A 24785-nucleotide genomic window follows, 5' to 3' on the forward strand; every position below is an offset into this window, starting at 1 on the left:
CAGATCGAGCGTGCCGCCATGCAGCCGGGCCCCTCAGCCCTTCACTCCGGTCAAGGTGACGCCCTCGATGAAAACCCGCTGGGCGAGGAAGAACACGATGATGACCGGCGCCATGACCAGCAGGGTGGCCGCCATGGTGAGATTCCACTGGACGCTGTGCAGCGCCTTGAACGACGCCAGCCCGAGAGACAAGGTCCAATTGTCGAGATTCGTCGAGGCGTACAGGAGGGGTCCGTAGTAGTCGTTCCAGCAGTAGAAGAACTGGAACAGGGCCACTGCGGCGACCGCGGGGCGGGCCATCGGCAGGATCACCCGGAGCAGCGTGCGCAGGTCCGAGCAGCCGTCCACGCGGGCCGCCTCGACGTACTCCTTGGGGATGGTCAGCAGGAACTGCCGGAGCAGGAAGATCGAGAAGGCGTCGCCGAGCAGCATCGGCAGGATCAGCGGCCACAGCGTGCCGGTCAGCCCGGCCCTGGCCCAGATCAGGTAGACGGGCACGGCGACCACCTGCGGCGGCAACATCATCATCGTGATGACCAGCAGGAAGGCCACCCGCCGCCCGGGAAAGCGGAACCGGGCCAGCGCGTACGCCACCGGGATCGACGACAGCAGCATGGCGGCGGTGCCGAGCACCGCGTACAGCAGGGTGTTGCCCAGCCAGCGCAGCAGCGGCGAGCGTTCGAACACCTCGGCGAAGTTGTCCCAGTTCCAGCTGTGCGGCCAGAGCTGGCTGGTCAGCGCCTGCTGGTCGGTCATCAGCGCGGTCAGCCCGACGAACACCAGCGGGCCCAGGAACATCGCCGCCAGCGCCAGGGCCAGCGCGTGGGTGGCGATCCAGTACAGCGCCCTGCGGCGGCGCGTGCCCCTCACCGCAGGCCCCCTTCCTCGTCCAGGCCGCGGAAACGGCGCAGCAGGACCAGCGTGAACGCCATGGACGCGGCGAACAGCAGCAGCGCGAGCACGCAGGCGTAGCCCATGGAGTAGTCCCGGAAGCCCGCGTAGAAGAGCCACTGCGGCAGGGTGAGCGTGGACATCTCCGGGTAGCCGGGGACGAAGGTGGTCCCAGGGGAGTCCGTGCTGCCGGAGGCCACCCGGGCGGCGATCATCGCCTGGGTGAAGTACTGCAGGGCGTAGATCACCCCCGTGACCGCGGAGAACATCAGCACCGGCGAGATCAGCGGCAGCGTGATGCTGCGGAAGCACCGCCACGCGCCCGCGCCGTCGATCTCGGCCGCCTCGTACAGGTGCCGGGGCACGTCCAGCAGAGCGGCCAGGAAGATCACCATGACGTTGCCGATCCCCCACATGCCCAGCAGGGTCAGGCTCGGCTTGGACCAGGCCGGGTCGCCGAACCAGTCAGGACCGGAGACGCCGATCAGCCGCAGCGCCTGGTTGAGCGGCCCGGTGGCCGGGTTGAGCAGGAAGACGAAGGAGACCGTCCCGGCCACCAGCGGCACCAGCGAGGGGAGATAGAAGACGGTTCGGAAGAACCCGGCGCCCGCCTTCAGCCGGGTGACCAGCTGGGCCAGCCCCAGCGCGAAGACCAGCTGGACCGGGACCATGAAGACCACCAGCCAGAGCGTGTTCTGGATCGCGACCAGGGCGCGCGGATCGCGCAGCAGGTACCGGTAGTTGTCCAGGCCGATGAACTCCAGCGTGAACAGGTCGTACCGGTGGAAGGAGAAGTAGACCGTGGCCAGCAGCGGATAGAGGAAGAACACCGCGAAACCGGTCAGCCACGGCGACAGCCAGAGGAGGGCGCGCAGGCCCTCACGGCGCCGCCACCGCGGCGCCGTGCGGGTGAGGCTCATCCCCTCAGCCCCCGGACAGCTTGAGCTTGTCGTTGATCTCCTTGTCGACCTTGGCCAGGCCCGCGTCCAGGTCCTTGACCCGGCCCGCCTCCCATTCGAGCACGAAGGTGGAGAACGCCTCCTGGTTGAAGACGCTGTTGACGTTGGACGGCAGGGTGGTCGTCTTCGGGTGCTCGAAGATCTGCAGGAAGGTGGCGAAGTTGGCGTCCTTGGCCAGCGCCGGGGACTCCATCGCCGCCTTGGTGGTCGGCACGTTGCGCAGCGCGTTGGAGAGGGTGACCAGGCCGTCGGTGTCGGTGGTCAGGTATTTCACCAGTTCCCAGGCGGCCTGCGGGTTCTTGGCGCCTCTGGGCACGCCGATCACGGTGCCCGCGGTGAAGCCGGAGCCGTACAGGTCGGGCTTGGCGTCGGCGACCGGGAGCGGGGCGGTGCCGTAGTCCATGGACTTGGCGTCCTCGTCGGCGGCGATCATGGCGTTCCGCCACTCGCCGTCCAGGACCATGGCGACCTTGCCCTGGAAGAACGGGTGCTCGGCGCCCCACTCGTCGCCCAGGGACTTGCGGAAGGTCTCCAGGTTGGCGTAGCCGTACCAGTCGAGGAGCTCCTTCTGCCAGGTCAGCAGCTGCTTCCAGGCGGGGTCGGAGCCGATCGCCGAGGTGCCGTCGGGGTTGTACCAGGTGGCGCCGACCATCGGGCCGAGGTGGGAGAGGGAGTTCTCGTAGTACTGGGTGCTCGGGATGAACCCGGCCACCTTGATCGTGCCGTCCGGGTCCCGGACGGTGAGCTCCTTGGCCAGCCTGGTCAGCTCCGACAGCGTCCTGGGCGGCTCGTTGCCCTTCATCAGAGCCTTGTTGTAGTAGAGGCCGTACGCGTCGGCCAGCAGCGGCATGGTGCAGCGTTTGCCCTCGAACTCGGTGTAGGCGCGGGCCGCCGCCGGCAGCACCGACAGGTCGATGCCGTCCTGCTTGATCACCTGGGTGAGGTCCTGGAAGACCCCGCTGCGGCACCACTGCGCCACGTTGTCGGTGGTGAAGGAGGACGCCACGTCCGGCGCGTTGCCGCCGCGGACCGCCTGGGTGATGTGCTCGTCCTGTACGCCCTTGACCATCTTCACGCTGATCTGCGGGAACTTCTTGTTGAACCCGGCGATGGCGTCGGTGAACGCCTTGACCTCCGAGTCGGCCGCGAAGCCGTGCCACAGTTCGATGGTGGCCGCCGGGAGGGACGCCGATCCGGACGGTTTGGGCTGGGAGCCGAGGGTGGGGGCGTCGGTGCCGGCCGTACAGGCGGTGGAGACGGCCAGCGCGGCCAGCGCGGCCACGGCGAGAACGGTTCGATGCACGGGGGCCTCCTGCGCGCGGTGGTGCTGGGTGAAGAACATTCAACATTAGGAAAGAAAGTTTCCTAACGAATCTTGAAAGTAAGGAAACTTTCCGAACTCGTCAAGCGCGGGGAAGCTCTTGCAACCGACTCGTGACCGCGGCGTTGCAATCAGGCCATGGCCGATCGGCGCGACCCGTTTCGCCTGCACCCGGCTCTCCTGTGCCGCGGTGGCACATGCCGAACAGACAACCACTTGCCAATTCGGCAACCATGTTCCATTCTGGAGACATGGCAGAAGAGATGTCACCTGAGCAGGCACGTGACGCCCTCGAACACACCGACCGGCTGTCTCGTCGTGTGCGCGCACGCGCGTACACCATGCGGCTGTATCTGGTGGTGTGCGCGGCGGGCAACAGCGTGGCGCTGCTCGTGATCGGCTTGGTCGAGCCCATCGTGCTGAAGAACGTGCTGGCCCTGGCCACCACGATCCTGCCGTTCGCCGCGATCACCCTGTGGTACCGCCGGCTGCCCGTGCTCGCCCGCACGCCGCCACCACCCCGCTGGGGCGCCTACCCCTACGCCTGGGGGACCTGGCTGCTGTGGTGCGCCGCGGCCGGGTTCGGCACCCTCACCGGCCTGGACGGCCGGCCGGAGTACTGGATCCCCGCGGCGCTGGTGGTCGCCGCGCCGCTGACGTTCGCCGCGCTGAAGGAACCGCGCCCGTGACCGAGCCGGGAAACCGTCGCACCCACCCCCGCCACGACCTGGACGACCTGCTGACCCACGCGGTCCGCCTGTCCATCGTCGCGGCACTCGCCGACGTCGACCGCGCCGAGTTCGCCCTGGTACGCGATAGCGTGGAGATCACCGACCCGATGCTGTCCAAACAGGTCGCCCTACTCGAACAGGCCGGCTACGTCGGCGTCCACAAGGGCAGGGTAGCCCGCCGCACCCGCACCTGGCTCACCCTCACCCCCAACGGCCAGGCCGCCTACCGCCGCCACATCCACGCCCTCCAGGCGATCGCCGGCCTGACATCAAACGACGCAGACTGACCTGTTGCTCCCAGCAACCCCGACGCCTCGGATCAAGACACGCAGCGGTCCGAGGCGGACGGTGATGTCCTGCAGCGTGCGATGATCTCGGCCATCGTGCTGCGGAAGCGCTCGCGGTCGCTGTCCGTGAGCGGTGCGATGAGACGGCTGAGCTCCGCGCTCACCTCGGCGTAAAAGGCGGTCGCCGCCTGGTGGCCGGCGTCGGTCAGGGTTGCCTGCAGGGCGCGCCGATCACCCGGCACGGATGATCGCTGGGCGAGCCCGCGCCGCTCCGCCCGGTCCATCAGCCCGGTGAGCGCCGCCTTCTCCACACCGAAGCACTGCGCGAGGTCGGCCATGCCTCGGGGGCCGCCAAGCAGGACGCACAGGAGCTTGGCCTGGACGGGGGTCAGGTCATGGCGTTCGGAGACGCGGGCGTAGACGCCCTGCACCAGAGCGGTGAGCTGGACCAGTCCGGTGGCGACGTCCAGGTCCGGGTCGCCCGCGCCCTGCGTGTCGGTAGCGCAGCCGAGCCCTGCTGCGGGGTCGGTGGACGTGCTCGGTTGCCCCGTTTTGGCCATGACACTATGGTACATGCCACATATAGTTAATATCACGTACAGTACGCGTCATTAACGGTATGCGCCCTGACGACCAAGGAGGTCCGGACGTGTCTTTCAGCAACGAAGAGATCGCCTACATGCGCACGCTGTCGTGGAGCTTCAACCTGGAAGGCCTGCCGTTCACCCACGACCGCGAGGTCAAGGTCAGGCGCACCGTCCATGATTCGGCGCCCGGCGCGTAGCCGTTCGTTTCATCAGACCCTGTGAATCGCGGAAGGACTCACATGAGCTTCGACACACCTGCTGGAACCCGCGGCACCCACCAGCCCTCCGGGCGGGCGTTCCGCTGGGTGAACAAGCTGATGGCCAGGCGCATCCGCCGCAAGGGCGGCGGCACTTTCATGGGCTTCAACGCCCTGGTCATGACGACCGTCGGCCGCAAAAGCGGCGCCGAACGCACCACACCGGTCGGCTGGTTCCCCGGCCCGGACGGCAGCTACCTGATCGTGGCCTCAGCGGCCGGAGCGTCGGGAAACCCGGCCTGGTACTACAACATCGCCGCCCACCCCGACCAGGTCCGGATCGAGGTCGAGGGCCGCACGATCGCCGTGACCGCCGAGCAGCTCCACGGGACCGAACGCGAACAGGCCTGGCAGCAGATCACCACCGCCGCCCCCCGCTTCGCCTCCTACCAGGACAAGACCGACCGGGAACTGCCGATCATCCGCCTGACGCCCCGACCCGGCCAGGAACTCCCCCTGTGAGTGATGTTGTCCGAGACCGGACTGCGGCCCCTGGGTCAGCTAGGCAACCGCGATCACGCGTGCGTCCGGGCCCACCAGGGCCGGACGCCGTGGTGCGGCCACCCGGTTCCGGCACACCGGACCGGCGGCTCGCCGCGTTTCTTTAAGCTCGGAGCGATCTCCGTACTCGCCTGCCAGATCGACTGGCCGTAACCCCACTTTGAAGGTACGCCCTCGTCAACAGCCGGAAATACAGCCAAAGTTTATACAAAAGGTTCAACGATACAGTCAAAGGCATGACAGCCCCGATCCGGGATGCCGCCCGTCCCTTCAGCGGCGGCGCTCTCACCGCGCTCCTGTCCCCCGCCACCCGCCTGCTCGGCCTCGGCGAGCCCACCCACGGCGTCGACGCCTTCCTCGAACTGCGCAACGAGCTCTTCCGCCACCTCGTCGAACACGAGGGCTACCGCTCGATCACGATTGAGAGCGACTGCCTGCTGGCCCTGGCCGCCGACGCGTACGTCACCGACGGCACCGGGACCCTCGACAACGCGATGAACCGCGGCTTCAGCCACGGCTTCGGCGCCTCACCCGCCAACCGCGAGCTCCTACGCTGGATGCGCGCCTACAACGAGGAGCGTCCCCCGCACGAGCGGCTCCGCTTCTACGGCTTCGACGGTCCCCTGGAGATATCCGGCCCCGCCAGCCCCCGCCCAGCCCTGACCGCCCCGCACGACTACCTAGCCGCCCACCTCGACCTGGCCTGGAGTCGCGAGACCCTCGAGGAACTACTCGGCCCCGACGAGCGCTGGACCAACCCGGCCGCCCTCATGGATCCCACCCAGTCCGTCGGCCGCACCCCCGAGGCCAAGGAACTGCGCCTGATCGCCGACGACCTGCGCGCACTGCTCACCTCGCACGCCCCCCACCTGACGGCCGCCACCTCCCCCGACGACTGGTGGCGCGCCGACCTGCACGCCCGCACCGCCGCCGGGCTCCTGCGCTACCACGCCGGCATGGCCGACACCGCGCCCACCCGCATGGGCACGCTCATGTGCCTGCGCGATGCGATGATGGCCGACAACCTCGACGCCATCGTCCGCCGCGAGGCCCGTCGTGGCCCCACCCTCGCCTTCGCCCACAACCGCCACCTGCAGCGCGACAAGAGTCACCTGCAGTTCGCCGGCCTGCCGCTCCAGTGGTGGAGCGCGGGCGCCATCATCGGCACCCACCTCGGCGACCAGTACGCCTACGCCGCCACCACCTTCGGCACCCGCGGCTCCGACACCCCCCATCCCGACACCCTCGAAGGACTCCTCTCGACCCTCCCCCACGCCCGTACCGTCATCGATCCCGCCCACCTCGCCGCGACCCTCGACCGGAAGCTGACGCCCCGCGTCCCAGGCGACCACACATACTTCTCCCTCGACCCGGCCACTATCGACCAGATCGACGCCATCGCCTTCCTCACCGAAATCTGAGCCACCCATGGGGTCAACGGCCAGCCGCGTGCCGATACTCTCCTGCACGCGGAGCCGCTCACGCTGCTGAGGGTTTTGTGTTTGTAGGTAAATTGGCGCCCTTAAGCCGCCGCCTTTACAAAGTAGAGTACGGAGTCGCTTTATCCACCAGGGCATCGCCGCGTCAACACCGTGATCGACAACGGCTGCCCGATCCCCGTCCCGAACATCAGTAACCCCTGCGCGTCACCCACCTGCCGCCGCCCCGCGCTCAGCACCAACTCCCCCACCCGCGGCCCGCTCCCCCTAGTACGGGTGCCACACTGGCGACCTCGCGTAATCAACTGTCGCCTGTTCGGCGCAGCTGTGTCCTTCGCGGTCACGGTGAGTTGTCGTCGCCTGGGCGTACCAACTCCAGGCGCTGGCGACGAAACGGGCCGCCGGGCACGCCAGCGCCTGCTGCCGGACACCGCTGGCGGCACGACGAATTGTCGTACCCGTGGAGCAGGATGGGCGGCATGACGGAGGACTGGAGCACTGACTTCGCGGCCAGGACCGCCAACATAAAACGGCCCTCCTTGGTGCCCAGGTCAAAGTTCTCGTTCGGCCTTCGGGGAAGCTAGGTACGGAAATTAGCGGTAGTTGGTGGATCTTCGTTGCGGTTCGGCGACGCGTCAGGTTTGCCCTGGTCGGGGGTCTTATGTTCCCCGTCATGCCGTTTGAGTTTCTGTCTGATGAGCAGGTGGCCCGCTATGGCCGGTTCCTTGGGGAGCCGTCGGTGGCGGAGCTGGAGGAGTTCTTCCGTCTGGATCGCCAGGCGCTGGTCCGGGTCGCGGCCCGGCGTCGTGCGGAGACCCGGTTGGGGTGGGCGGTGCAGTGGGGCACGGTCCGAATGCTCGGGGTGTTTTTGACCGAGGATCCGACGGCGGTGCCGGTGGGGGTGGTGGAGTTCGTGGCCGGGCCCACTATGGACGGATCTTCAAGACCCTGCACCTGCTGCAGTACATCTCCGACACCGGCTACCGGCGCATGATCGGCACCCAGCTCAACGTTCAAGAAGGCCGCGATCGCCTCGCCCGCAAAATCGCCTTCGGCAACCGCGGCCAGCTGCGCCAGCGCTACCGCGATGGCCTGGAGGACCAGCTCGGCGCACTCGGTCTCGCTCTCAACGCGGTGGTGTGGTGGAACACCCTCTACCTGGACGCTGCCGTCAGCCGGCTGCGCGCCGACGGGTTCCCCGCGACGCAGGAGATGTGCGCGCGGCTGTCGCCGATCGCCTACGACCACATCAACTTCCTCGGCCGCTACGCCTTCTCCCGAGCCGACCTCGCCGCGGGGCTACGCCCCTTCCATGACGGCACGATCGACGCCGCGCCCGCACCGGCGCTCTGACGTGCCGAAGCGGGCGGCGCGGCCGGCCGGGGTTCTACTGGTCGATGGCGGCCATGTTGGTCTCGTCATGGCGTTCACCGGCGGCGGGGGTGAGGTTGTCGAGCCGCTTCAGTTGGTCGGGGGTGAGGTCGATGGTGTCGGCGGCGGTGTTCTCCTCGACACGGGCGACGCGGCGGGTGCCGGGGATCGGGGCGATGTCGTCGCCTCGGGTGAGCAGCCAGGCCAGCGCGATCTGTGCCGGAGTCACGCCGGCTTCGGTGGCGATGGTCTTGACCTCGTCGACGACGCGGAGGTTGCGCTGGAAGTTCTCGCCGGTGAAGCGGGGGTTGGTCTTGCGCCAGTCGTCGTTGGGGATGTCGTCGGGAGTGCGGATCTGGCCGGTGAGGAACCCGTGGCCCAGCGGCGAGTAGGGCACGAACCCCACGCCCAGTTCCCGCAGCAGCGGCAGGAGCTCGTCTTCGGGGTCGCGGGTCCACAGCGAGTACTCGGTCTGCAGCGCGGCGAGGGGGTGGACGGCGTGGGCTCGGCGGATCGTGGCCGGGCTGGCCTCGGACAGGCCAATATGCAAAACCTTGCCCTCGACGACCAGGTCGGCCAGCGCGCCGATGGTCTCTTCGATGGAGGTGTTCGGGTCGACGCGGTGCTGGTAGTACAGGTCGATGTGGTCGGTGCCCAGTCGCTTCAACGAGCCCTCGACGGCGGCGCGGACGTTGGCAGCGCTGCTGTCGGTCACCCCTGGCCCGCCCCCGGAGTGGGAGACGAGGCCGAACTTGGTGGCCACCACGACCTGGTCACGGCGGCCCTTGATCGCTTGGCCGACGACCTCCTCACTGTGGAAGGGCCCGTAGATCTCGGCGGTGTCGATGTGGGTGACGCCCAACTCGAGCGCACGGTGGATGGTGCGGATCGACTCGGCATCGTCCAACCCCCCGCCGCTGGTGTAGGTGCCGGCCATGGTCATGGCACCCAGCCCGATCCGAGATACATCCAGCCCACCCAGGGACACATGCTTCATCAGCTGACTCCTTCGTCGCAGTTTCACCCTTGCGGCCGAACACGGCTCCCGTTCGGACCGTGCCCGCTCGATGCCAGGCGCTCGCCACAGCTTGACCAAGCGCGAGGAAAACGACGCCTCGGCCAGGTGACCAGCGGCATCTGCAGACCATGCAACCCGCTGCCCGAGCTGGGGAGAAGTCACTGCTGGAAGGTGTACCACCAGCCCACTCCTCGGCCTGCGACACTCGCCTAACCTGGGAAAAGTGGACAACCGCGAAGAGGTCAAGACCTTCCTCACCTCCCGCCGCGCCAAGATCAGTCCCGGGGAGGCCGGGCTGATCGACTCCGGGCGCCGCAGGGTGCCCGGCCTGCGCCGCAGCGAGGTCGCCGACCTGGCCGGGGTCAGCGTGGAGTACTACGCCCAACTGGAACGCGGACACCTAGCCGGGGTCTCCGACAGCGTCCTGGACGCCGTAGCCCGCGCACTACGCCTAGACGAGGCCGAACGCGCCCACCTGGCCGACCTCGCCCGTACCGCCGGCCCCGCGGCCCGCCCGCACCGCCGTCGGCCCGCCCAGCAGATCCGCCCCAGCCTCACCCGCATCCTGGACGGCATGACCACGATCCCGGCCATGGTCAACAACGGCCGCCTGGACGCCCTGACCGCCAACCCCCTCGGCATGGCCCTGTTCGCCCCCGTGTTCGCCGACCCCGCCCGGCCCGCCGGTCAGATCGCCAACCACGCCCGCTTCACCTTCCTCCACCCGCGCGCCCACGTCTTCTGGCCCGACTGGGACCGCGCCGCCGACGACGCCGTCGCCGCCCTGCGCACCGAAGCCGGCCGCGACCCCTACGACAAGCACCTCACCGACCTGGTCGGCGAACTGTCCACCCGCAGCGACGCCTTCCGCACCCGCTGGGCCGCCCACGACGTCCGCCTGCACCGCACCGGCACCAAACACCTCCACCACCCCGTCGTCGGCGACCTCCACCTGACCTACGAGGTCCTCGACCTGGCCGCCGACCCCGGCCTGTCCCTCATCGCCTTCACCGCACCCCCCGGCACCCCCGACGACGACGCCCTCAAACTCCTCGCCAGCTGGGCCGCCACCCACACCCCCGCCGACGCCCTCACACCACCCGACCGGACCGCAACGTAGGCAGTAACCCGCGTTCTACCTGGGGGTTTCTGGGAGTCCGTGGATGATGCGGTGGATGGTGGAGCGCCCGACGCTGTACTCGCCTGCCAAATCGGCGAGGGAGGCCTCGCCTTCGGCGTAGCGGCGGCGGATGGAGCGGCGCGCCGGTTCGGGCAGCTTGGGCTGCTTGCCCTTGAGCTTGCCGTTCTTCTTCGCCAGGGCCATGCCCTCGCGGGTGCGCTGGTGCCCGATGTTGGCCTCGAACTCCGCAACCATGGCGAGGGTCTGCAGAAACAGCCGGCCGAACGGATCGTTCCAGTCGTAGACCGAGCCGCCTGGCCCGAACAGCACGCCTCGGTCGGACAGGCCGGTGAGGATCTCGTTGGCCTCGGCCATGTTGCGGGCGAACCGGTCGAACTTGGTGACGGCGAACACCGACCCGTCCCACACGGCGGCCAGCGCCTGGTCGAGGCCGGCGCGGTTGTGGCGGGTGGTGCCGGAAAAGCCGCGGTCGATGTAGATGCGTTCTTCGGGAACGCCAAGGGCCAGAAGCTGCTCGGTCTGGATCACGACATCTTGCTCGTCGGTGGAACAGCGCGCGTAGCCGACTCGGGTCCCGTTCACGCGACCAAGTGTTCCGTATAGGGGGCCTTCACCGGAACAGCGTGACCTGGGGATCTGATCCGGCTGGACGGTGTTCCGTTGGGGGACCCCCTACGGAACACCCGGACTGATCACCCTCCGTCGGCTACCGCTAATTTCCGCACCCAACTTCCCCGAAGGCCGTTCCGTGACCAATTCGTCGTAACCGCTGGCCGCCAGGGCGTCGAGCGGGAGCTGTGGATTCTGATCCCGCGTCCATCCATCACCGAAGGCGCGGCGTATAGGGTGCGAGAGCAGCGGTGTCCACGTCCGTATCGGGCCAGCGGCGGCGTAGCACCTCGGCCAGGCGCTGACACAGGCCCGTCAGCTGCGGCAGAGCATGATGTTCCCGGGCGGTAGAAGCGGCAGCTTCAACAGTCGAGACGAGCTGGGCACGGCTGTCGTCACCCGCTGTACGCCTATCCAGTATCTGCAAACGCCAGAGGCGGACCAACGCGAACGCCACACACGCCGCCGCCAAGGCCATTCCATAGAGCCGCTCATCCTCGGCCTGCGGCACCCCGACCGCCAGAGCACGCCGGTAGACCTCGCCAACCTGTGGCAGAGGCTCGGAACCTGCAGCCCCCGCATTCGTACTCACCTGCATCCAGGCCGGACCGGGAACATGCAGGCAGACAGCATCGTGCAGGGCGTGGGTGAAGCCGGCGAACTCGAAGTCGATCAGACGCGCATCGGGCGGCCCGTCCGCACAGACCAGGGCATTGTTGGTCTCCGGATCGCCGTTGCTCAGCGTCAAGAACGGCCCTGGTTCGGCTAGCTCCGCCAAAGCGAGGGCGAACTCGCGCTCCACCGCCCCGGTGATCGGCACTCCCAGCACCTTGGCCTGCGACAGCCCTTCTCGGCGCAGCCGGGCGACGCGGCCAAGTCGATCGGCCTCCGGATCGACCTGCCCGAGGCGCTCTCGCCGCCGGTAGTACAGCTCCGCCTGTCCCGCAGTGACCGCGCCGAGCTCGCCACGGGCACGAGCGAAAGCCTCCAGGCGTACGGCATGCGCGAAGACACCATCGCGGCGTAACAGTCCGTCCAGCGCAACCCGCGGCGCTAGATCCTCGAGAATGATGCGCCCCGCGAGAAGATCCTCCCCAAAAACGCGTGGCGCTAGATCGACTCTGAGATCCTCTGTCAGAAACCGCAACGCGCCTAACTCTGTGCGTAACCGCCATTCCTCGGTGTGCCTGCCGTCCGCATGAGGGCCCGTCCACTTGACGATCACGGACTCACCGCGGTCGGTACGCGCACGGGCGACCCGCCACGGCTCCAGCCGGGTCCACTCCACCACGTTGATCATCGGTACAACCTAGAACGACGCAGGCGAACACGGTCCGAGCTGCATTTATGGGAGGTGAATTAGTGTCTTCAAGCCGACGCCTTTACATACAGAGTCGCTTTTGGGAAGCCATCCCTTGATCGGTTGATCGTGTGGTTGAGCGGTCGGTCAGTTCAGGAGACCGGGTTCCGGGGCCCATTAGGCCAAGGCGAGAAGGCTGACGGCGACGGCGGCTGCGCCCAGGCCGGCGAGCTGGCCGCGGCCGATGCGTTCGGCGAGCACGCCGCGCGCGAGCAGGACCGTGCCGGCCGGGTAGAGGGCGGTGATCACCGCGACGACGGCGAGATCCCCGCTACGGGCGGCGAGCAGGAACAGCAGGTTCGCGATCGAGTCCAGTACCCCGGCGGTGGCCGAGATCGCGTAGGCGGGGCGCTCGGGACCCAGCCTGCGGCGCATCAGGGCGGCCGCGGTCAGGGTGATGGCCGAGGCCACCGCCCGGCCCACGATCAGGGGAGCGACTCCGCTGTCGTACGGCGCCTGGTGCAGGAAGACCAGCTGCAGAGCGATGGCGGCTCCGGCGCCGAAGGCAAGCAGCAGCGCGGCGGGCGAGGGACGAGCCGAGCCCACGCTGTGCCCGGCGCTGACCAGCACCACCGCCACCAGCGCGAGCGGCAGCCCCACCAGGGCGGCGACGCCCAGGTGCTCGCCCTGTAGCAGGCCCACACCGACCGGCAACGCGGCCGACACCAGCGCGGTCACCGGCGAGAGCACATTCATTGGGCCGATCGCCAGAGTGCGGTACAGCAACGCGAACGCCGCGGCCGACGCGACCCCCGAGGCCGCGCCCCAGCCGAGCGCCCCAGGGCTGAACGAGGCGCCCAGCAGCGGCCACAGCAGCAGCTCGACCACGAGACTGGCCGGCGCCGCGACCATAACGGTCCGCAGCACATGCGCCTTGCGAGCGCCGAGCCCACCCAGGAAATCGGCGCACCCATAGGCGAGCGAGCTGCCCAGAGCCAGCAGCAAAGCGATCACGGCACCCCCGTCATTGCTCAATGAAATGACCACAGAGTACATCAAAATGACCGAGCCACCAATAAAACGACCGGGCGATACATTGGAATGGTTCATCGCGAGGGAGTGTGATCAGATGGCCGAGAACGACGCAACCCTGCGGACGGTCGCGCACAACGTCCGGGTGGCCCGCCTCCACGCGGGCCTGTCTCTGGAAGAACTCAGCCGGCGCGCCCAGGTCTCCAAGGGCGCCCTGGCCGCGCTGGAGAAGGCCCAGGGCAACCCCAACCTGGGCACCCTGGTGCGGGTGGCCGACACCCTCGGCATCTCCGTGCCTACCCTGATGCAAGGGCCACCGGAAGAACGCGTCGTCCGCATCGTCACCGCTGACACCATCGCGCCGCTATGGACCGGCGACCAGGGCGGCGAGGCCCGGCTCATGCTGGTGACCTCGGGTCCCGCCCCGGTCGAGGTGTGGCGGTGGCGGCTGGAGCCTGGCGAAGAGTACCCCAGCCAGCCCCACCAGGCCGGAGTCGTGGAAACCGTCAGCGTCACCTCCGGCCAGATGACCCTGATCATCGACGGCACCGAACACACCGTCGACGCCGGACAAAGCGCCACCTTCGACGGCGACGTCCCCCACGCCTACCGCGGCTCGGGCACCGAAACCTGCCACCTGATCATGACCGTCCATCTGCCCCCCACCTCGGCCTGAACACTGTCCGGCGGCACCACGGGCGTCCCCAAGGTCATCCCGAGGTTGCACGCCGAGTACTGGTACAACGCAAGGTCCTACGCCGAAGCAGGCGGCTGGTCTCACCGTACGACGAGTTCCGGGTGCTCGAGCCGGGCACGGAAACCGAGGTGCCGGATGGCACTGTCGGAGAGCTCGCCTGTCGCGGGCCCTACACCATCCGGGGCTACTTCGACGCCCCCGACATCAACTCCTCGGCGTTCACCTCCGACGGTTTCTACCGCACCGGCGACCTCGTCGCGGTCCGGACCGTGGGCGGCGAGCGCAGCATCAGCGTTGAGGGCAGACTGAAGGACCTCATCAACCGCGGTGGGGAGAAGGTGAGCGCCGAGGAAGTCGAGACGCTGCTGATGCGCCACCCACGCATCGTCGCTGCGGCGGTCGTGGCGATGCCCGACGAGAGGCTGGGTGAGCGCGCCTGTGCCTATCTCGTCACCGCGGGCGAGCCTTTGACCATGTCTGAGGTGCAGGACCACCTCAGCTCGCTGTCGCTTGCGAAGAAGAACTGCCCCCACTGGGACACTCCCCTCACACCGCCGTCCGCAAGGGAGCATCGCGGTGACCGGCCTGGGACGGCTGAACGGCAAGGTCGCCATTGTCACGGGAGCGGCGCGCGGGATGGGAGCGGCCGAAGCCGCCTTGTTCGTCGACGAGGGTGCGTTCGTGGTGCTGACCGACGTCAGGGACGAGGAGGGCAACGCGCTAGCGGAGGCGCTCGGTGACCACGCCGAGTACGTGCATCACGACGTCGGCGACGAGGCTCGCTGACCGCCCGTAGGCCGCGGAGGTGGAGCGATCACTGCAGGGTTGGGGAACGACCGCCGTTCCCCCCAATGACGGAAGTGCCCGAGCCGTCCGTCACGCTCGGCCTGGTCGACGCACTTGAGGACCGCGCGGGTGCACGGCCTGGATGAGGCCCGGTTCAGCCCTGCGGTGATCCGCTGATCGCAAATTGTCGGCGGAATTTCACCACTTGGCGCGAAAAAATGGCGTTATGAGAATTCTGGTAATCGGTGGGTCGGTGTTCCTGGGGCGGGCGATCGTGGCGGACGCTCTGCGCCGGGGGCACCAGGTGACGACGTTCAACCGGGGGGTGAGCAGCCCGGACCTGTCCGGGGTGACGGCCGTGCACGGGAACCGCGAGGTTCCGGCCGACCTCGACCGGCTGGTCGAGGGGCGGGAGTGGGACGCGGTCATCGACGTCTGCGGCTTCACCCCAGCCGTCGTCCTGGACGGGGTGCGGCGGCTGAACGGCCACGTCCCGCACTACACGTTCATCTCCAGCATCTCCGCCTTTCCGGGGTACCCGAGCGTGATCGGGCTGGACGAGAGCGCCCCCCGGCACGAGTGCCCGCCGGACGCCGACGCGAGCTTCGGCGAATACGGGGTGCTCAAGGCCGGCTGCGAGCGCGCGGTCGAGGAGTTCTTCGAGGGCAAGGCGCTCGTCATCGAGCCGGGGCCGATCCTCGGCCCGCACGAGAACCTCGACCGCCTGTCCTGGTGGCTGACCCGGATCGAGCGCGGCGGCCGGGTGCTGGCGCCCGGCGTCCCTGACCTGCCGATGCAGGTCATCGACGCGCGCGACATCGCCGCCTTCACCCTGGACCAGGCCGAACGCGGCGCGACCGGGCGGTACTTCACCACCGGCGAGCCGGGCAAGATCACGTTCGGGGAGTGGCTGGGGCTGTGCGTGGCGGAGACCGGCTCCGACGCCGAACTGGTCTGGGTGGAGGACGAGTTCCTGGTTGCCCACAGTGTGAAGCCGTGGACCGAACTGCCGCTCTGGCTGCCGCGGGGGCCGATGACCTCCGGGATCTGGACGCCCTCCTCCGCCAAGGCCGTCGCCGAAGGGCTGGCCTGCCGGCCGGTGGCGGAGACCGTACGGGACACCTGGGCCTGGCTGCGGGAGATCCCGGTGGCCGAGCGGTCGTTCGGCGGACGGCTCCTGCGGCACGGCATCGACCCAGAGAAGGAAGCCAGGATTCTGGAGCAGTGGGACCATCACATTAGCGGATGAATTGATCCCCACCTGACGACGGCAAGCCGTTCGTGCTGCTGAGGCTTGTGGCTGTGGGTGAATTAGTGCCTTCAAGCCGACGCCTTTACAAAGTAGAGTAAGGGATCGATTCGTCCACCAGGGCACCGTTGCGTCAACACCGTGATCGACAACGCCCGTCCGCGAACATCAGCCGCTGTAACCCACCTGCCGCCCCGCGCTCAGCACCGGCTCCCCCACCCGCAACGCGCTCCCCCAAGTACAGACGGTCGTACTTTTCGCGTATCTCCGTACCATTGAGGTATGACCGCTGGGCTTCCGGAACCTGTGCGCCGTGGTGAGATGCGCGTCTCGCATGAGGAGCGCGAGGCGGTGGTGGAGCGGCTGAGTACGGCGGCGGCCGAGGGCCGGATCGACCTCAGTGAGCTGGATGTGCGGCTGGACCTGGCGTTGAACGCCAAGACTTATGCCGATCTGGAGTCCCTTACTGCCGATCTGCCGCCGGATGTTCCGGTGGATCAGGGGCCGCTGGTCCTCAGAGGAGGCATGAACGGCGCGTCACGTTCCGGACGCTGGCTGGTGCCTGCGCGGATTGCCGTGTACGGCGGCATGGGTGCCGTCAAGCTCGATTTCACCCAGACCGAATGCCGGCTGCCCGAGATCGAGATAGAAGCGCACGGGCAGATGGGCGGCGTCACGATCATCATCCCTGACGGGTGGGTGGCGGGGACCGCCGGGATGGAGCCCGGCCTCGGTGGTTTCACGGACAAGACCACGTCGCAGCGGCTCCCCAGGACACCGCTGATCCGCCTCACCGGCACCGGCGGCGCGGGAGGCGTGGTCATCCGCCACCCCAACAGCTGGGAACGCCGAACGCAGCGGCGCGCTCAGAGCGCTTGAGCGACTACAGCTGTAGCACGCGCTCCGTGATCCCAGGCCAGTTACGTGGACCGGCTAGCCTGATTCGCTTCGCGGACCAAACCGTCTAGGCGTGCCAGATGGCGGCGAGTTGCCGGGTGGCGAGCCGGGGCGGTATCGCGCGCAGCAGGGCGTCGCGTAGCCATGCCGCGGCGCCGGTCTGCGACGTCAGCCGCGACTGCCGGGACGACGCCAGCATCAGGCGGTTGGCGCGGGGCCGGCGCTCCGCGTCGTAGTGGAGGAGCCGCTGGATGGCATCGGCCGGGTCGGCGTCGGTCAGGTGCTGGGTCACGGCGGCCGCGTCCTCGAAGGCCTGGCTGGCGCCCTGGCCGAGATCGGGGGTCATGGCGTGCGCGGCGTCGCCGAGGAGCGCGACCCTGCCGGCCGCGAACGAAGGGAGCGGTTCGGCCAGGCAGGCGATCGGATCGACGTAGATGTCGGCGGGCGGGGTGGCCTCGATCAGTGCCGGGACGGCCGGGTGCCAGTCGGCCATCAGGGACAGCATCTGCCGGCGCGCCTCATCCGGCCCGGGTGGTGTCGCGGGCAGCGCGGAGTCGGTGAACCAGTACAGGCCCTTCTCGCCGACGGGGAACAGGCCGAACATCGCCCCGCTGCGGCGGTCGATCATGATGCTGGCCATCAGGCCGGTCACGTCCAGGCCCGGTGGATTGGGCAGCAGGCCGCGCAGGTCCATCCGGCCGATCCGCCGCAACCCGGGGTGGCCGGGGAAGAGCTGACCGCGCAGCCCGCTGCCGATCCCGTCGGCCACGATCACCGCGTCCGCCCTCGTGAGGGGATGGCCGTCGCTGATCACCGTCACCCCGGTGGGGTCGGGCTCCAGGCGCTCGACCGGCGTCGCGGTTCGCACCAGTTCGGCGGGCAGCGGGGCGCGCAGCGCCCGGTGCAGCTCCGCCCGGTCGACGACGACCGTCGCCCCGACCTCCCGCTGCGCCTGGACGGCGTCGGTGACCAGCAACGCCCGCCCCCGCCAGTCCCGCAGTCCCCCGCTGACGGCAGGCGTGGCCTGCTCGCGAACGTAGTCGGCCAGCCCCAGCGCGGCCAGCGCCCGGACTCCATTCGGCATGATCACAACCCCGGTGCCCGACTCCCGAAGCTCGGCGCCCCGTTCGCAGAGCATCACCTCATGACCCGAACGATGCAGCCCCACCGCGGCCGCCACTCCACCCAGACCGGCACCGACCACCACAACTCTCACGAGGCTCCAATCACTACGATCGTACTAGTACGGATATTGGCATAGCATAGCCGCGTGCCGCCGACCAACCAAGCCCGTCGCCGGGCCTTGACCGATGCCGCCATCGAGCTCCTGGCGACGGCGGGAGTGCATGGATTGACCCACCTCGCGGTGGAGAAGGAAGCCGGGCTTCCGCGGGGCACGGCCTCGAACTACTTCCGCAGCCGGGAAGCGCTGCTGGTGGCCGCCGCGGAGCGCATCGTCGAGTTGCAGCATGCCGACATGGACCGGGCCGCTGAGCAGCACAAGTCGGCCGAGAGCGTGCTATTGGTCGAGCTGCTCACGGAATCGTTGCTCGCGGCGGCCACCACGTGGCGTAACCGGTATCTGGCGATCTTCGAACTTCAACTGGAGGCGGTGCGGCGACCGGTGCTGGCCTCGGCTCTCGCGGGCCTGCAGGACACGTCGACGCAATTCACCGCCGGGCACCACGACCAGCTTGGCCTCGCCATCCCGCGCGAGAAGATTCCCGCCCTGATCGCCCTCTACGGTGGCGCACTGTTCACCCTGGTCACCGCGCCGCCCGAGAGCGTCAGCAGGAACGTCGTCCAGGGTGTCGTGCACGCCATCGTGTATGGCTCCGCAGTACCGGATCGGGGACGGCCGCCACGGTCGTGAAGAGGCCCGCTAGCGGGGGGTCAGCACGCAGAACTCATTGCCATCGGGATCGGCCATCATCACCCGGCCGGCCCCGTGCAGGCCGATGTCGATTCGAGTCGCTCCGAGGGAGACGAGACGGTCGACCTCCGCTTGCTGATCACCGTGCGCAGGTGGAGCGAGGTCGAAGTGCAGCCGGTTCTTCCCGATCTTCGGCATCAGGGGCGGACCGCCCCAGGTGATCTTCGGACCGCCGTGCGGCGAGCGGATCGCGGTCTCCTGGTCCTGGTCCCAGACCAGCGGCCAGCCCAGCGCTTCGCTCCAGAAGTACCCGACCTCCTGCGAACCGTCGCACGAGAGCGCTCCGATGAATCCGCAGTCGGCAAGGAATTTGTTGTCCGGCCCGATGACGCAGAACTCATTGCCTTCGGGGTCGGCGAGCACCACATGATCCTCTTCCGGGCGTTGCCCGATGTCGATGTGCCGCGCACCGAGTTCGAGCGACCTCGCCACCGTCCGCCGCTGGTCCTCGAGGGACGTGCTCGTCAGATCGAAGTGGATCTGGTTCTGGCCGGTCTTCTGCTCCTGGGTCGGAAGACATCGGATCTGGAACCCGGTGTCATCGCTCGGCAGGAGCGTGATGCCATCGTGGGGGTCGTCGGCCATCTCCCAGCTCAAGACTCCGGCCCAGAAGCGCGCGAGACCGAGCGGGTCGTTCGCATCGAAGCAGAGCGCGACGAGCTGAGCAGCCATCCCGCGTCTCCAATCTGCCGGGCACGTCCTCCAGGCGCATGACCGAAGCGACGCTAGCCCACTCGATGACTGCGACGCCAACGCATTTATGCGACGCTTCCGGGGCACGATCCGCGTACGATCGCGCGCCGGATGGGTTCATAGCCGGTGCAGCGGCAGATGTTGGATTCGACCAGGGCGCGGACCCGATCCGGATCCTCGCCGATCGTGGGGTCGGCCGCCAGGGCGCCCGCCGCGACCATCAGGAAGCCCGGTGTGCAGAAACCGCACTGCAGGGCGTGTTCAGCGGAGAAGGCCCGCTGCAGCGGATGGGGCTCGCCGCCGGGTCCGCGCAGGCCTTCCACGGTGCGTACCGACCTGCCGTCGCACTGCACCGCGAGCATGAGGCACGACCGGACGGCCCTGCCGTCCACCAGCACCGTGCAGGCCCCGCAGACGCCGTGCTCGCAGCCCAGGTGCGTGCCCGTCAGCCGGCAGTCCTCGCGCAGCACGTCGGCCAGGACGCGCCGCGGCTCCACCTCCAGCGGATGGACCTCGTCGTTGACCGTGAGCGTGATCTTCATTGCCGGGCTCCTTCCGCCGCTTGACGCAGCGTCCTGCCGACCAGCACCGCGATGGCGTGCCGCCGGTACTCCACGTCGGCGTACGGCTCAGCCAGCGGAGCGGCGTCCTGATCCGCCGCGACGCGCCCCGCGCGGGCGAACAGGGTCGAGCCGATCTCGGCGCCGACCAGCGCCTGCTCGGCGGCACGCGCCCGCACCGGCCGATCGGCGCAGTTGGCCAGCCCGATCCGCGCCTCGACGACCACCCCGTCGCGTACGGTCAGCGCGGCGGCCACGCCCACCTGCGCGAAGCTGAAGTGCGTACGCCGGTGCTCGATGAAACCCACGCCGGTGCCCTCACCGAGCAGCGGAAGCCGTACGGAAGTGAGAAGCTCGCCAGGCCGGCGCGCAGTCTCGAACGGACCACGAAACCAGTCACGGGCGGGGACCTCACGGGCGCCCTCGGGACCCCGCAGCCGGATGACGGCGTCCAGGGCTGCGGCGATGGCGCACCACTCCGACGCGGGGTGGGCCCAGGCCAGACTGCCCACCATGGTGCCAAGGGCGCGGATCGGCGGATGCGCGATGTTCGGGGCGGCGAGCGAGAGCAGCGTGCCGAGCGGTCCAGGCACGGCCCACGGTGAGTCGAAGACCTCATGGCGGACCAGCGCGCCGACCTCGACCATGCCGTCGTCCACGCCCAGCCGGTCCAGCCCGGCGATCCGGTTGATGTCGACCAGCAGGTCGGGGCGCAGGCGTTGCAGGCGCATCTCCAGCAGCAGGCTCTGTCCCCCGGCCAGCACCCGCACGTCGCGTCCGGTGTCGGCGAGGGCCGCCAGCGCCTCCGGCACCGTCCGCGGCGCCGTGTACTCGAACCGGGCGGGCTTCACCGGGCCGCCCGCCAGACCACGTCGGGAGTGAGCGGCATCCGCAGCACGCCGGGGTCGGCGAGGCGCAGCGCGTCGGCCACGGCGTTGACGATCGCCGCCGGGGTGCCGATGCATCCCGACTCCCCCGCTCCCTTGGCGCCCAGCGGCGTGCCCGGGCTCGGCGTGCAGGTGTCCTTGACCGTGATCGGCGGGATCTCGGCGGCGGTGGGCACCAGATAGTCCAGCAGCCCGTTGGCCAGCCGCGGCACACCGTCGTCGTCGAACGGGATGCCCTCGTACAGAGCCTGCCCGAGGCCCTGGACGGCCGACCCGAACGCCTGACCCTTGACGATCATCGGGTTGAGCACGACCCCGCAGTCGTCCACGGCGACCAGGCGCAGCACGCGCACCGTGCCCAGCTCCGGGTCGACCTCGGCCACCGCGGCATGGGCGCCGAACGGGAATCCCATGTCCGACTCGAACCTGTCCTCCACCCGCAGCGGCCCGGTCGCCTTCACCAGTTCACCCAGGTCCATCGCCGCACCGCCCCGCGCGGGCGACACCGCTCCCCCGGACCAGGCCACCTCCGCCACCGGTAGCCCCCACAGCCCGGCCGCGCGGGCCCGGGCCTCCTGGACGAGCAGCTCGCACGCCTGCCGCAGCGCCGCACCGGCCACCTGCGCCGACCGGCTGGCGAAGGAGCCGACCCCATCGGGCAGCTCGTCCGTGTCCCCCTCCACCAGTTCCACCCGTACCTGATCCACCCCGAGCTCCTCGGCGACCAGCGCCGAGAAGGTCGTCTCGTGGCCCTGGCCGCTGGAGGCCGACCCGCACCGGGCGATGACCGTGCCGTCCTCCCGCGCCTCGACACCGGCGAACTCGTGCAGCCCGCCCGGCTCGCCGCCGGACCGTTCCACGTAACAGGACAGCCCGATGCCCAGCGGCAGCGCCGATGGGTCGCCACGGCGCCGGGCCTGCTCGGCCCGCCAGCCCGCGTAGTCGAGGGTCTCCAGCGCCAGGTCGAGCGCCGCGCCGTAGTCGCCGCTGTCGTACACCCGCCCGGTGGGGGTACGGTACGGAAAGCTCTCAGGCGGGAGGAGATTACGCCGCCGCAGCTCCGCCGGGTCGATGCGCAACCGGCGCGCCAGGGCGTCCATCGACCGCTCCAGCGCGATCGTCGCCTCCGGCCGGCCCGCCCCCCGATACGGGTAGGTCGCCATCGTGTTGGTGAGCACCGAGCGGACGGTGGCGTACACCCGGGGCGTGCGGTACGGCCCCGTCGCCATCCGGGCGGTCTGCATGGGCAGGCCCGCCCCCAGGTGCGGGTAGGCGCCCACATCGGCGTCGATGGTCAGCTCGTACGCGAGCAGCTGCCCGTCGGCGTCGGCGGCGAGACGGACCCGCTGGTCCTGGCCGCGCCCCCGGGTGGCGGTCAGCATCGACTCCATGCGGTCCTCGATCCACCGCACCGGCCGCCCGAGAAGCACCGCCAGGAAGACCACCACCACGTACTCGGGGAAGATCGCGCTCTTGGACCCGAACGCGCCCCCCGTGTCCGGCGCCACGACCCGGATCCGGTCGACCGGCCACCCCAGCAGGGCGGCCAGCTGCCCGCGCAGCCGGTGGGGCGCCTGATGCCCCGACCACACCGTCAGCCGGTCCCCGCCGGGCACGGCGAGGATGGTCCTGCATTCCATCGGCGTGGGCATCAGCAGCTGCTGGCGGTACTCGGCCTCCACCACCACCGCCGCGCGCCGCCACACCGACTCCTCGATCGGCTCCCCCGCCGCGCCCTGGAACGCCACATTGCTCAGACCGTCGAACAGGCGCACCGAGTCGTCCGCGGCGGCTCGCGGCGTCACCACGGCGGGCAGCGGGCCGACCTGGAACGCGACCTCGGCCGCCCCGTCCTCCGCCCGGTAGCGATCCTCCCCGACGACCACCGCGACGGCCTCACCCGGATACCGCACCCGCTCCTTGACCAGCGCCGGCCACTCCCGCCCCGCCACCGCCTCCTCCGCCGACAACCCGGCGGACGGCGTGTACGGAACGTGCAGGCCAGAGGGGAAATCCGCGGCGGACCAGGCCCCCACCACACCCGCCACCCGGCGGGCTTCGGAACAGTCCACCGCGCTCAGCACGCCGTGGGCGACCCCGCTTCGCACGAACACAGCGTCCAGGCACCCCGGCACCACCAAGTCGGCGACATACCGCCCGCCACCGGTCAGCAGCCGCTCATCCTCACGTCTGCTCCACATGTAATCCCCTAGACCACACTATTTGGCCGAGTCCATAGAGAGTCCCTTGGTTTTACGCGGGGACGTCATCTTGACGGCCCGCCAAGGCATGAGGACCTCAGGCTGCGGCAAGGGGAACTTCAGCTCGTCAGACAAACTATGCGGGCCGCTCCGGATGGCGTTGCCGTACGGGCGTGGCGAGGGCGATGACGGCGAGCAGGAGGCAGCTGACGCCGGCGAAGACGAACACCGGGGTGCTGCCGAAGCGGGCGGCGCCCCAGGTGAGCGCGGCCGCGCCGACCGGGCCCAGCGCGAAGTGGATGGTCCAGAACGCGGAGGTGACGCGGCCGAGCAGGTGGTCGGGGGTGACCTGCTGGCGCAGGGACATCGAGCAGATGCCCGCCACGCTCACGCACGCCAGGTAGCAGGCCATGATGGCGGCCACGCCCCAGACCGAACCGGCGAACCCGACGCCGACGATGGCCAGCCCGGCGAGGGCGTGCGCGCCGATCCACGCGGGGCCGAAGCCCAGCCTCCGGCGTACGCGCGCGACCACGAGGGCGCCGAGCATGGTGCCGACCGCCCCCACGCCGAGGACCACGCCGACGACACTGTCCGGTTGCTCCAGATCGTGCTTGAGGCGATAGATCACGATGTCGGTGAGGCCGAGCGTCATGAAGATGAAGACCGACAGCAGGATGGTCAGGACGCGCAGCACGGGCTGCCGCCATAAGAACACGGCACCGGCCACGAGTTCGCGCCAGGGCCGGTCGCGCTCCGCCGCCGGGGCGGGCGCGTGCTTGGACAGCCGGATCAGCGAGATCCCGATCGCCGACACGGCGAAGCTGACCGCGTTGATAGCGATCGCCGCGGTCAGCCCGACCCAGCCCGCCACCACTCCGGCCAGCATCGGGCCGAGGATGCCCGCCGCCGCGGCGGTCGCGTAAAGCTTGCCGTTGGCCTCGGTGACCCGCTCCTCACCGACCAGGCCGCGTACGGCGGTTACATACGTCACCTGGAAGACCATGCCGACCGCCTCGGCCAGCGGGAGCACCACGTACAGCAGCCAGATCCGGGGACCGGCCAGCCAGGCCAGCGGGATCACCGCGTACAGCGCGAACCGCGCGAGGTCGCAGGCGATGAGCAGGGTACGCCGGTCGAACCGGTCCACCAGGACGCCCGCGAACACTCCGGCCGTGACCGAGGCCGCGCCGGACACGCCGGTCAGCAGGCCCATCTGGGCGACGGATCCGGTCGCGTGCAGGATGAGCAGGGGAACCGCGATGAGGGCGAACGAGTCGCCCGCCACGGAGAGCGTCTGCGCGCCCCAGAAGATGCCAAAGGCACGATCGCGCCGCAGCGGGCGGGGGTTGACCGACTCCGAGGCCGCTATCGTTCTCCCCCTCCACCGTGACCGGCGACGAAGTCTATGCCAAGGCAGCCAAAAGATCACCCCCGC

28 protein-coding genes are annotated in these 24785 nt (G+C 69.3%); 13 read left to right on the forward strand and 15 right to left on the reverse strand.

Annotation, left to right across the window (positions count from 1 at the left end; genetic code table 11):
* Positions 1-33 precede the first annotated feature (33 nt).
* From Amac_RS25065 to Amac_RS25075, 3 genes are read right to left on the reverse strand one after another with little or no spacing between them, the layout of a single operon-like run.
* Complete coding sequence (locus Amac_RS25065) at positions 34-870, reverse strand: carbohydrate ABC transporter permease (protein WP_218041267.1); 837 nt, start codon at positions 868-870, stop codon at positions 34-36.
* Complete coding sequence (locus tag Amac_RS25070; RefSeq protein WP_155356844.1) at positions 867-1811, reverse strand: carbohydrate ABC transporter permease; 945 nt, start codon at positions 1809-1811, stop codon at positions 867-869. Before Amac_RS25070 ends, Amac_RS25065 begins: the two co-directional genes overlap by 4 nt.
* A 4-nt stretch (positions 1812-1815) precedes the next feature.
* The gene (locus Amac_RS25075) at positions 1816-3153 is read right to left on the reverse strand and encodes an extracellular solute-binding protein (RefSeq protein ID WP_218041268.1); all 1338 of its coding nucleotides are present in this window, start codon (positions 3151-3153) and stop codon (positions 1816-1818) included.
* A gap of 269 nt (positions 3154-3422) precedes the next feature.
* Between Amac_RS25075 and Amac_RS25080 the strand changes: the two genes are divergently transcribed.
* Positions 3423-3860: a hypothetical protein gene (locus tag Amac_RS25080; protein WP_155356846.1), complete on the forward strand. Its 438-nt coding sequence runs from the start codon at positions 3423-3425 to the stop codon at positions 3858-3860.
* On the forward strand, positions 3857-4189 hold the full coding sequence (locus tag Amac_RS25085) for a winged helix-turn-helix domain-containing protein (protein WP_155356847.1): 333 nt from the start codon (positions 3857-3859) through the stop codon (positions 4187-4189). The genes Amac_RS25080 and Amac_RS25085 overlap by 4 nt, the downstream gene beginning before the upstream one ends.
* A gap of 32 nt (positions 4190-4221) precedes the next feature.
* On the opposite strand, the gene Amac_RS25090 is transcribed toward Amac_RS25085, so the two are convergent.
* Positions 4222-4749 (reverse strand): MarR family winged helix-turn-helix transcriptional regulator, encoded by a 528-nt coding sequence (locus Amac_RS25090; protein WP_170322633.1) that lies wholly within the window; start codon positions 4747-4749, stop codon positions 4222-4224.
* 89 nt (positions 4750-4838) lie between these two features.
* On the opposite strand from Amac_RS25090, the gene Amac_RS57405 reads away from it, so the two are divergent.
* The 5 genes from Amac_RS57405 (at position 4839) to Amac_RS25115 (ending at position 8326) form a co-directional block, all read left to right on the forward strand.
* On the forward strand, positions 4839-4973 hold the full coding sequence (locus Amac_RS57405) for a hypothetical protein (RefSeq protein WP_281356340.1): 135 nt from the start codon (positions 4839-4841) through the stop codon (positions 4971-4973).
* A gap of 42 nt (positions 4974-5015) precedes the next feature.
* A complete protein-coding gene (locus Amac_RS25100) occupies positions 5016-5495 on the forward strand; it encodes a nitroreductase/quinone reductase family protein (protein WP_155356849.1) in 480 nt (159 codons plus the stop codon).
* A gap of 275 nt (positions 5496-5770) precedes the next feature.
* Entirely contained in the window at positions 5771-6955 is a 1185-nt protein-coding gene (locus Amac_RS25105) for an erythromycin esterase family protein (protein ID WP_155356850.1), read from the forward strand.
* Positions 6956-7646: 691 nt separating this feature from the next.
* A complete protein-coding gene (locus Amac_RS25110) occupies positions 7647-7967 on the forward strand; it encodes a DUF4158 domain-containing protein (RefSeq protein ID WP_170322634.1) in 321 nt (106 codons plus the stop codon).
* Entirely contained in the window at positions 7940-8326 is a 387-nt protein-coding gene (locus Amac_RS25115) for a Tn3 family transposase (protein WP_246268688.1), read from the forward strand. Before Amac_RS25110 ends, Amac_RS25115 begins: the two co-directional genes overlap by 28 nt.
* A 34-nt stretch (positions 8327-8360) precedes the next feature.
* On the opposite strand, the gene Amac_RS25120 is transcribed toward Amac_RS25115, so the two are convergent.
* On the reverse strand, positions 8361-9341 hold the full coding sequence (locus Amac_RS25120; RefSeq protein ID WP_155356853.1) for an aldo/keto reductase: 981 nt from the start codon (positions 9339-9341) through the stop codon (positions 8361-8363).
* 244 nt (positions 9342-9585) lie between these two features.
* On the opposite strand from Amac_RS25120, the gene Amac_RS25125 reads away from it, so the two are divergent.
* Positions 9586-10482, forward strand: a complete 897-nt coding sequence (locus Amac_RS25125; RefSeq protein WP_155356854.1) for a helix-turn-helix domain-containing protein — start codon at positions 9586-9588, stop codon at positions 10480-10482.
* A 15-nt stretch (positions 10483-10497) separates the two neighbouring features.
* On the opposite strand, the gene Amac_RS25130 is transcribed toward Amac_RS25125, so the two are convergent.
* The 3 genes from Amac_RS25130 to Amac_RS25140 all read right to left on the reverse strand — a co-directional run bounded on the left by Amac_RS25130 (position 10498) and on the right by Amac_RS25140 (position 13426).
* A complete protein-coding gene (locus Amac_RS25130) occupies positions 10498-11085 on the reverse strand; it encodes a recombinase family protein (RefSeq protein WP_155356855.1) in 588 nt (195 codons plus the stop codon).
* A gap of 241 nt (positions 11086-11326) precedes the next feature.
* Positions 11327-12412: a hypothetical protein gene (locus tag Amac_RS25135; protein ID WP_155356856.1), complete on the reverse strand. Its 1086-nt coding sequence runs from the start codon at positions 12410-12412 to the stop codon at positions 11327-11329.
* 177 nt (positions 12413-12589) lie between these two features.
* Positions 12590-13426 (reverse strand): EamA family transporter, encoded by an 837-nt coding sequence (locus Amac_RS25140; protein ID WP_155356857.1) that lies wholly within the window; start codon positions 13424-13426, stop codon positions 12590-12592.
* 115 nt (positions 13427-13541) lie between these two features.
* Here Amac_RS25140 and Amac_RS25145 point away from each other — a divergent pair, with 115 nt between their 5' ends.
* The gene (locus tag Amac_RS25145; protein ID WP_155356858.1) at positions 13542-14120 is read left to right on the forward strand and encodes a helix-turn-helix domain-containing protein; all 579 of its coding nucleotides are present in this window, start codon (positions 13542-13544) and stop codon (positions 14118-14120) included.
* 101 nt (positions 14121-14221) lie between these two features.
* Here the strand turns inward: Amac_RS25145 and Amac_RS58025 are convergent, their stop codons facing one another.
* The gene (locus Amac_RS58025) at positions 14222-14518 is read right to left on the reverse strand and encodes a hypothetical protein (protein ID WP_344449386.1); all 297 of its coding nucleotides are present in this window, start codon (positions 14516-14518) and stop codon (positions 14222-14224) included.
* A gap of 199 nt (positions 14519-14717) precedes the next feature.
* Here Amac_RS58025 and Amac_RS25155 point away from each other — a divergent pair, with 199 nt between their 5' ends.
* The 3 genes from Amac_RS25155 (at position 14718) to Amac_RS25165 (ending at position 17055) form a co-directional block, all read left to right on the forward strand.
* Positions 14718-14927: an SDR family NAD(P)-dependent oxidoreductase gene (locus tag Amac_RS25155; RefSeq protein WP_246268678.1), complete on the forward strand. Its 210-nt coding sequence runs from the start codon at positions 14718-14720 to the stop codon at positions 14925-14927.
* Between the two features lie 226 nt (positions 14928-15153).
* Positions 15154-16176, forward strand: a complete 1023-nt coding sequence (locus tag Amac_RS25160; RefSeq protein ID WP_155356859.1) for an NAD-dependent epimerase/dehydratase family protein — start codon at positions 15154-15156, stop codon at positions 16174-16176.
* Between the two features lie 282 nt (positions 16177-16458).
* Positions 16459-17055 (forward strand): DUF1707 SHOCT-like domain-containing protein, encoded by a 597-nt coding sequence (locus Amac_RS25165; RefSeq protein WP_155356860.1) that lies wholly within the window; start codon positions 16459-16461, stop codon positions 17053-17055.
* Positions 17056-17140: 85 nt separating this feature from the next.
* On the opposite strand, the gene Amac_RS25170 is transcribed toward Amac_RS25165, so the two are convergent.
* On the reverse strand, positions 17141-18289 hold the full coding sequence (locus tag Amac_RS25170; RefSeq protein ID WP_155356861.1) for an FAD-dependent oxidoreductase: 1149 nt from the start codon (positions 18287-18289) through the stop codon (positions 17141-17143).
* A gap of 54 nt (positions 18290-18343) precedes the next feature.
* Between Amac_RS25170 and Amac_RS25175 the strand changes: the two genes are divergently transcribed.
* Positions 18344-18946, forward strand: a complete 603-nt coding sequence (locus tag Amac_RS25175) for a TetR/AcrR family transcriptional regulator (RefSeq protein WP_155356862.1) — start codon at positions 18344-18346, stop codon at positions 18944-18946.
* Positions 18947-18955: 9 nt separating this feature from the next.
* Here the strand turns inward: Amac_RS25175 and Amac_RS25180 are convergent, their stop codons facing one another.
* From Amac_RS25180 to Amac_RS25200, 5 genes are all read right to left on the reverse strand, one after another.
* Positions 18956-19678, reverse strand: coding sequence for a VOC family protein (locus tag Amac_RS25180; RefSeq protein WP_155356863.1), 723 nt, complete (start codon positions 19676-19678; stop codon positions 18956-18958).
* Between the two features lie 86 nt (positions 19679-19764).
* Positions 19765-20241 carry a (2Fe-2S)-binding protein gene (locus tag Amac_RS25185; protein ID WP_155356864.1) on the reverse strand — a complete coding sequence of 159 codons (477 nt, stop codon included), beginning with the start codon at positions 20239-20241 and terminating at the stop codon, positions 19765-19767.
* Positions 20238-21110 carry an FAD binding domain-containing protein gene (locus Amac_RS25190; RefSeq protein WP_155356865.1) on the reverse strand — a complete coding sequence of 291 codons (873 nt, stop codon included), beginning with the start codon at positions 21108-21110 and terminating at the stop codon, positions 20238-20240. Before Amac_RS25190 ends, Amac_RS25185 begins: the two co-directional genes overlap by 4 nt.
* Positions 21107-23347 (reverse strand): xanthine dehydrogenase family protein molybdopterin-binding subunit, encoded by a 2241-nt coding sequence (locus Amac_RS25195; protein WP_155356866.1) that lies wholly within the window; start codon positions 23345-23347, stop codon positions 21107-21109. Before Amac_RS25195 ends, Amac_RS25190 begins: the two co-directional genes overlap by 4 nt.
* Before the next feature lie 136 nt (positions 23348-23483).
* Positions 23484-24779, reverse strand: a complete 1296-nt coding sequence (locus tag Amac_RS25200) for an MFS transporter (protein ID WP_218041269.1) — start codon at positions 24777-24779, stop codon at positions 23484-23486.
* Positions 24780-24785 lie beyond the last annotated feature (6 nt).

Origin of the sequence: Acrocarpospora macrocephala, assembly GCF_009687865.1 — a bacterium.
GTDB classification, from domain to species: Bacteria; Actinomycetota; Actinomycetes; order Streptosporangiales; family Streptosporangiaceae; genus Acrocarpospora; species Acrocarpospora macrocephala.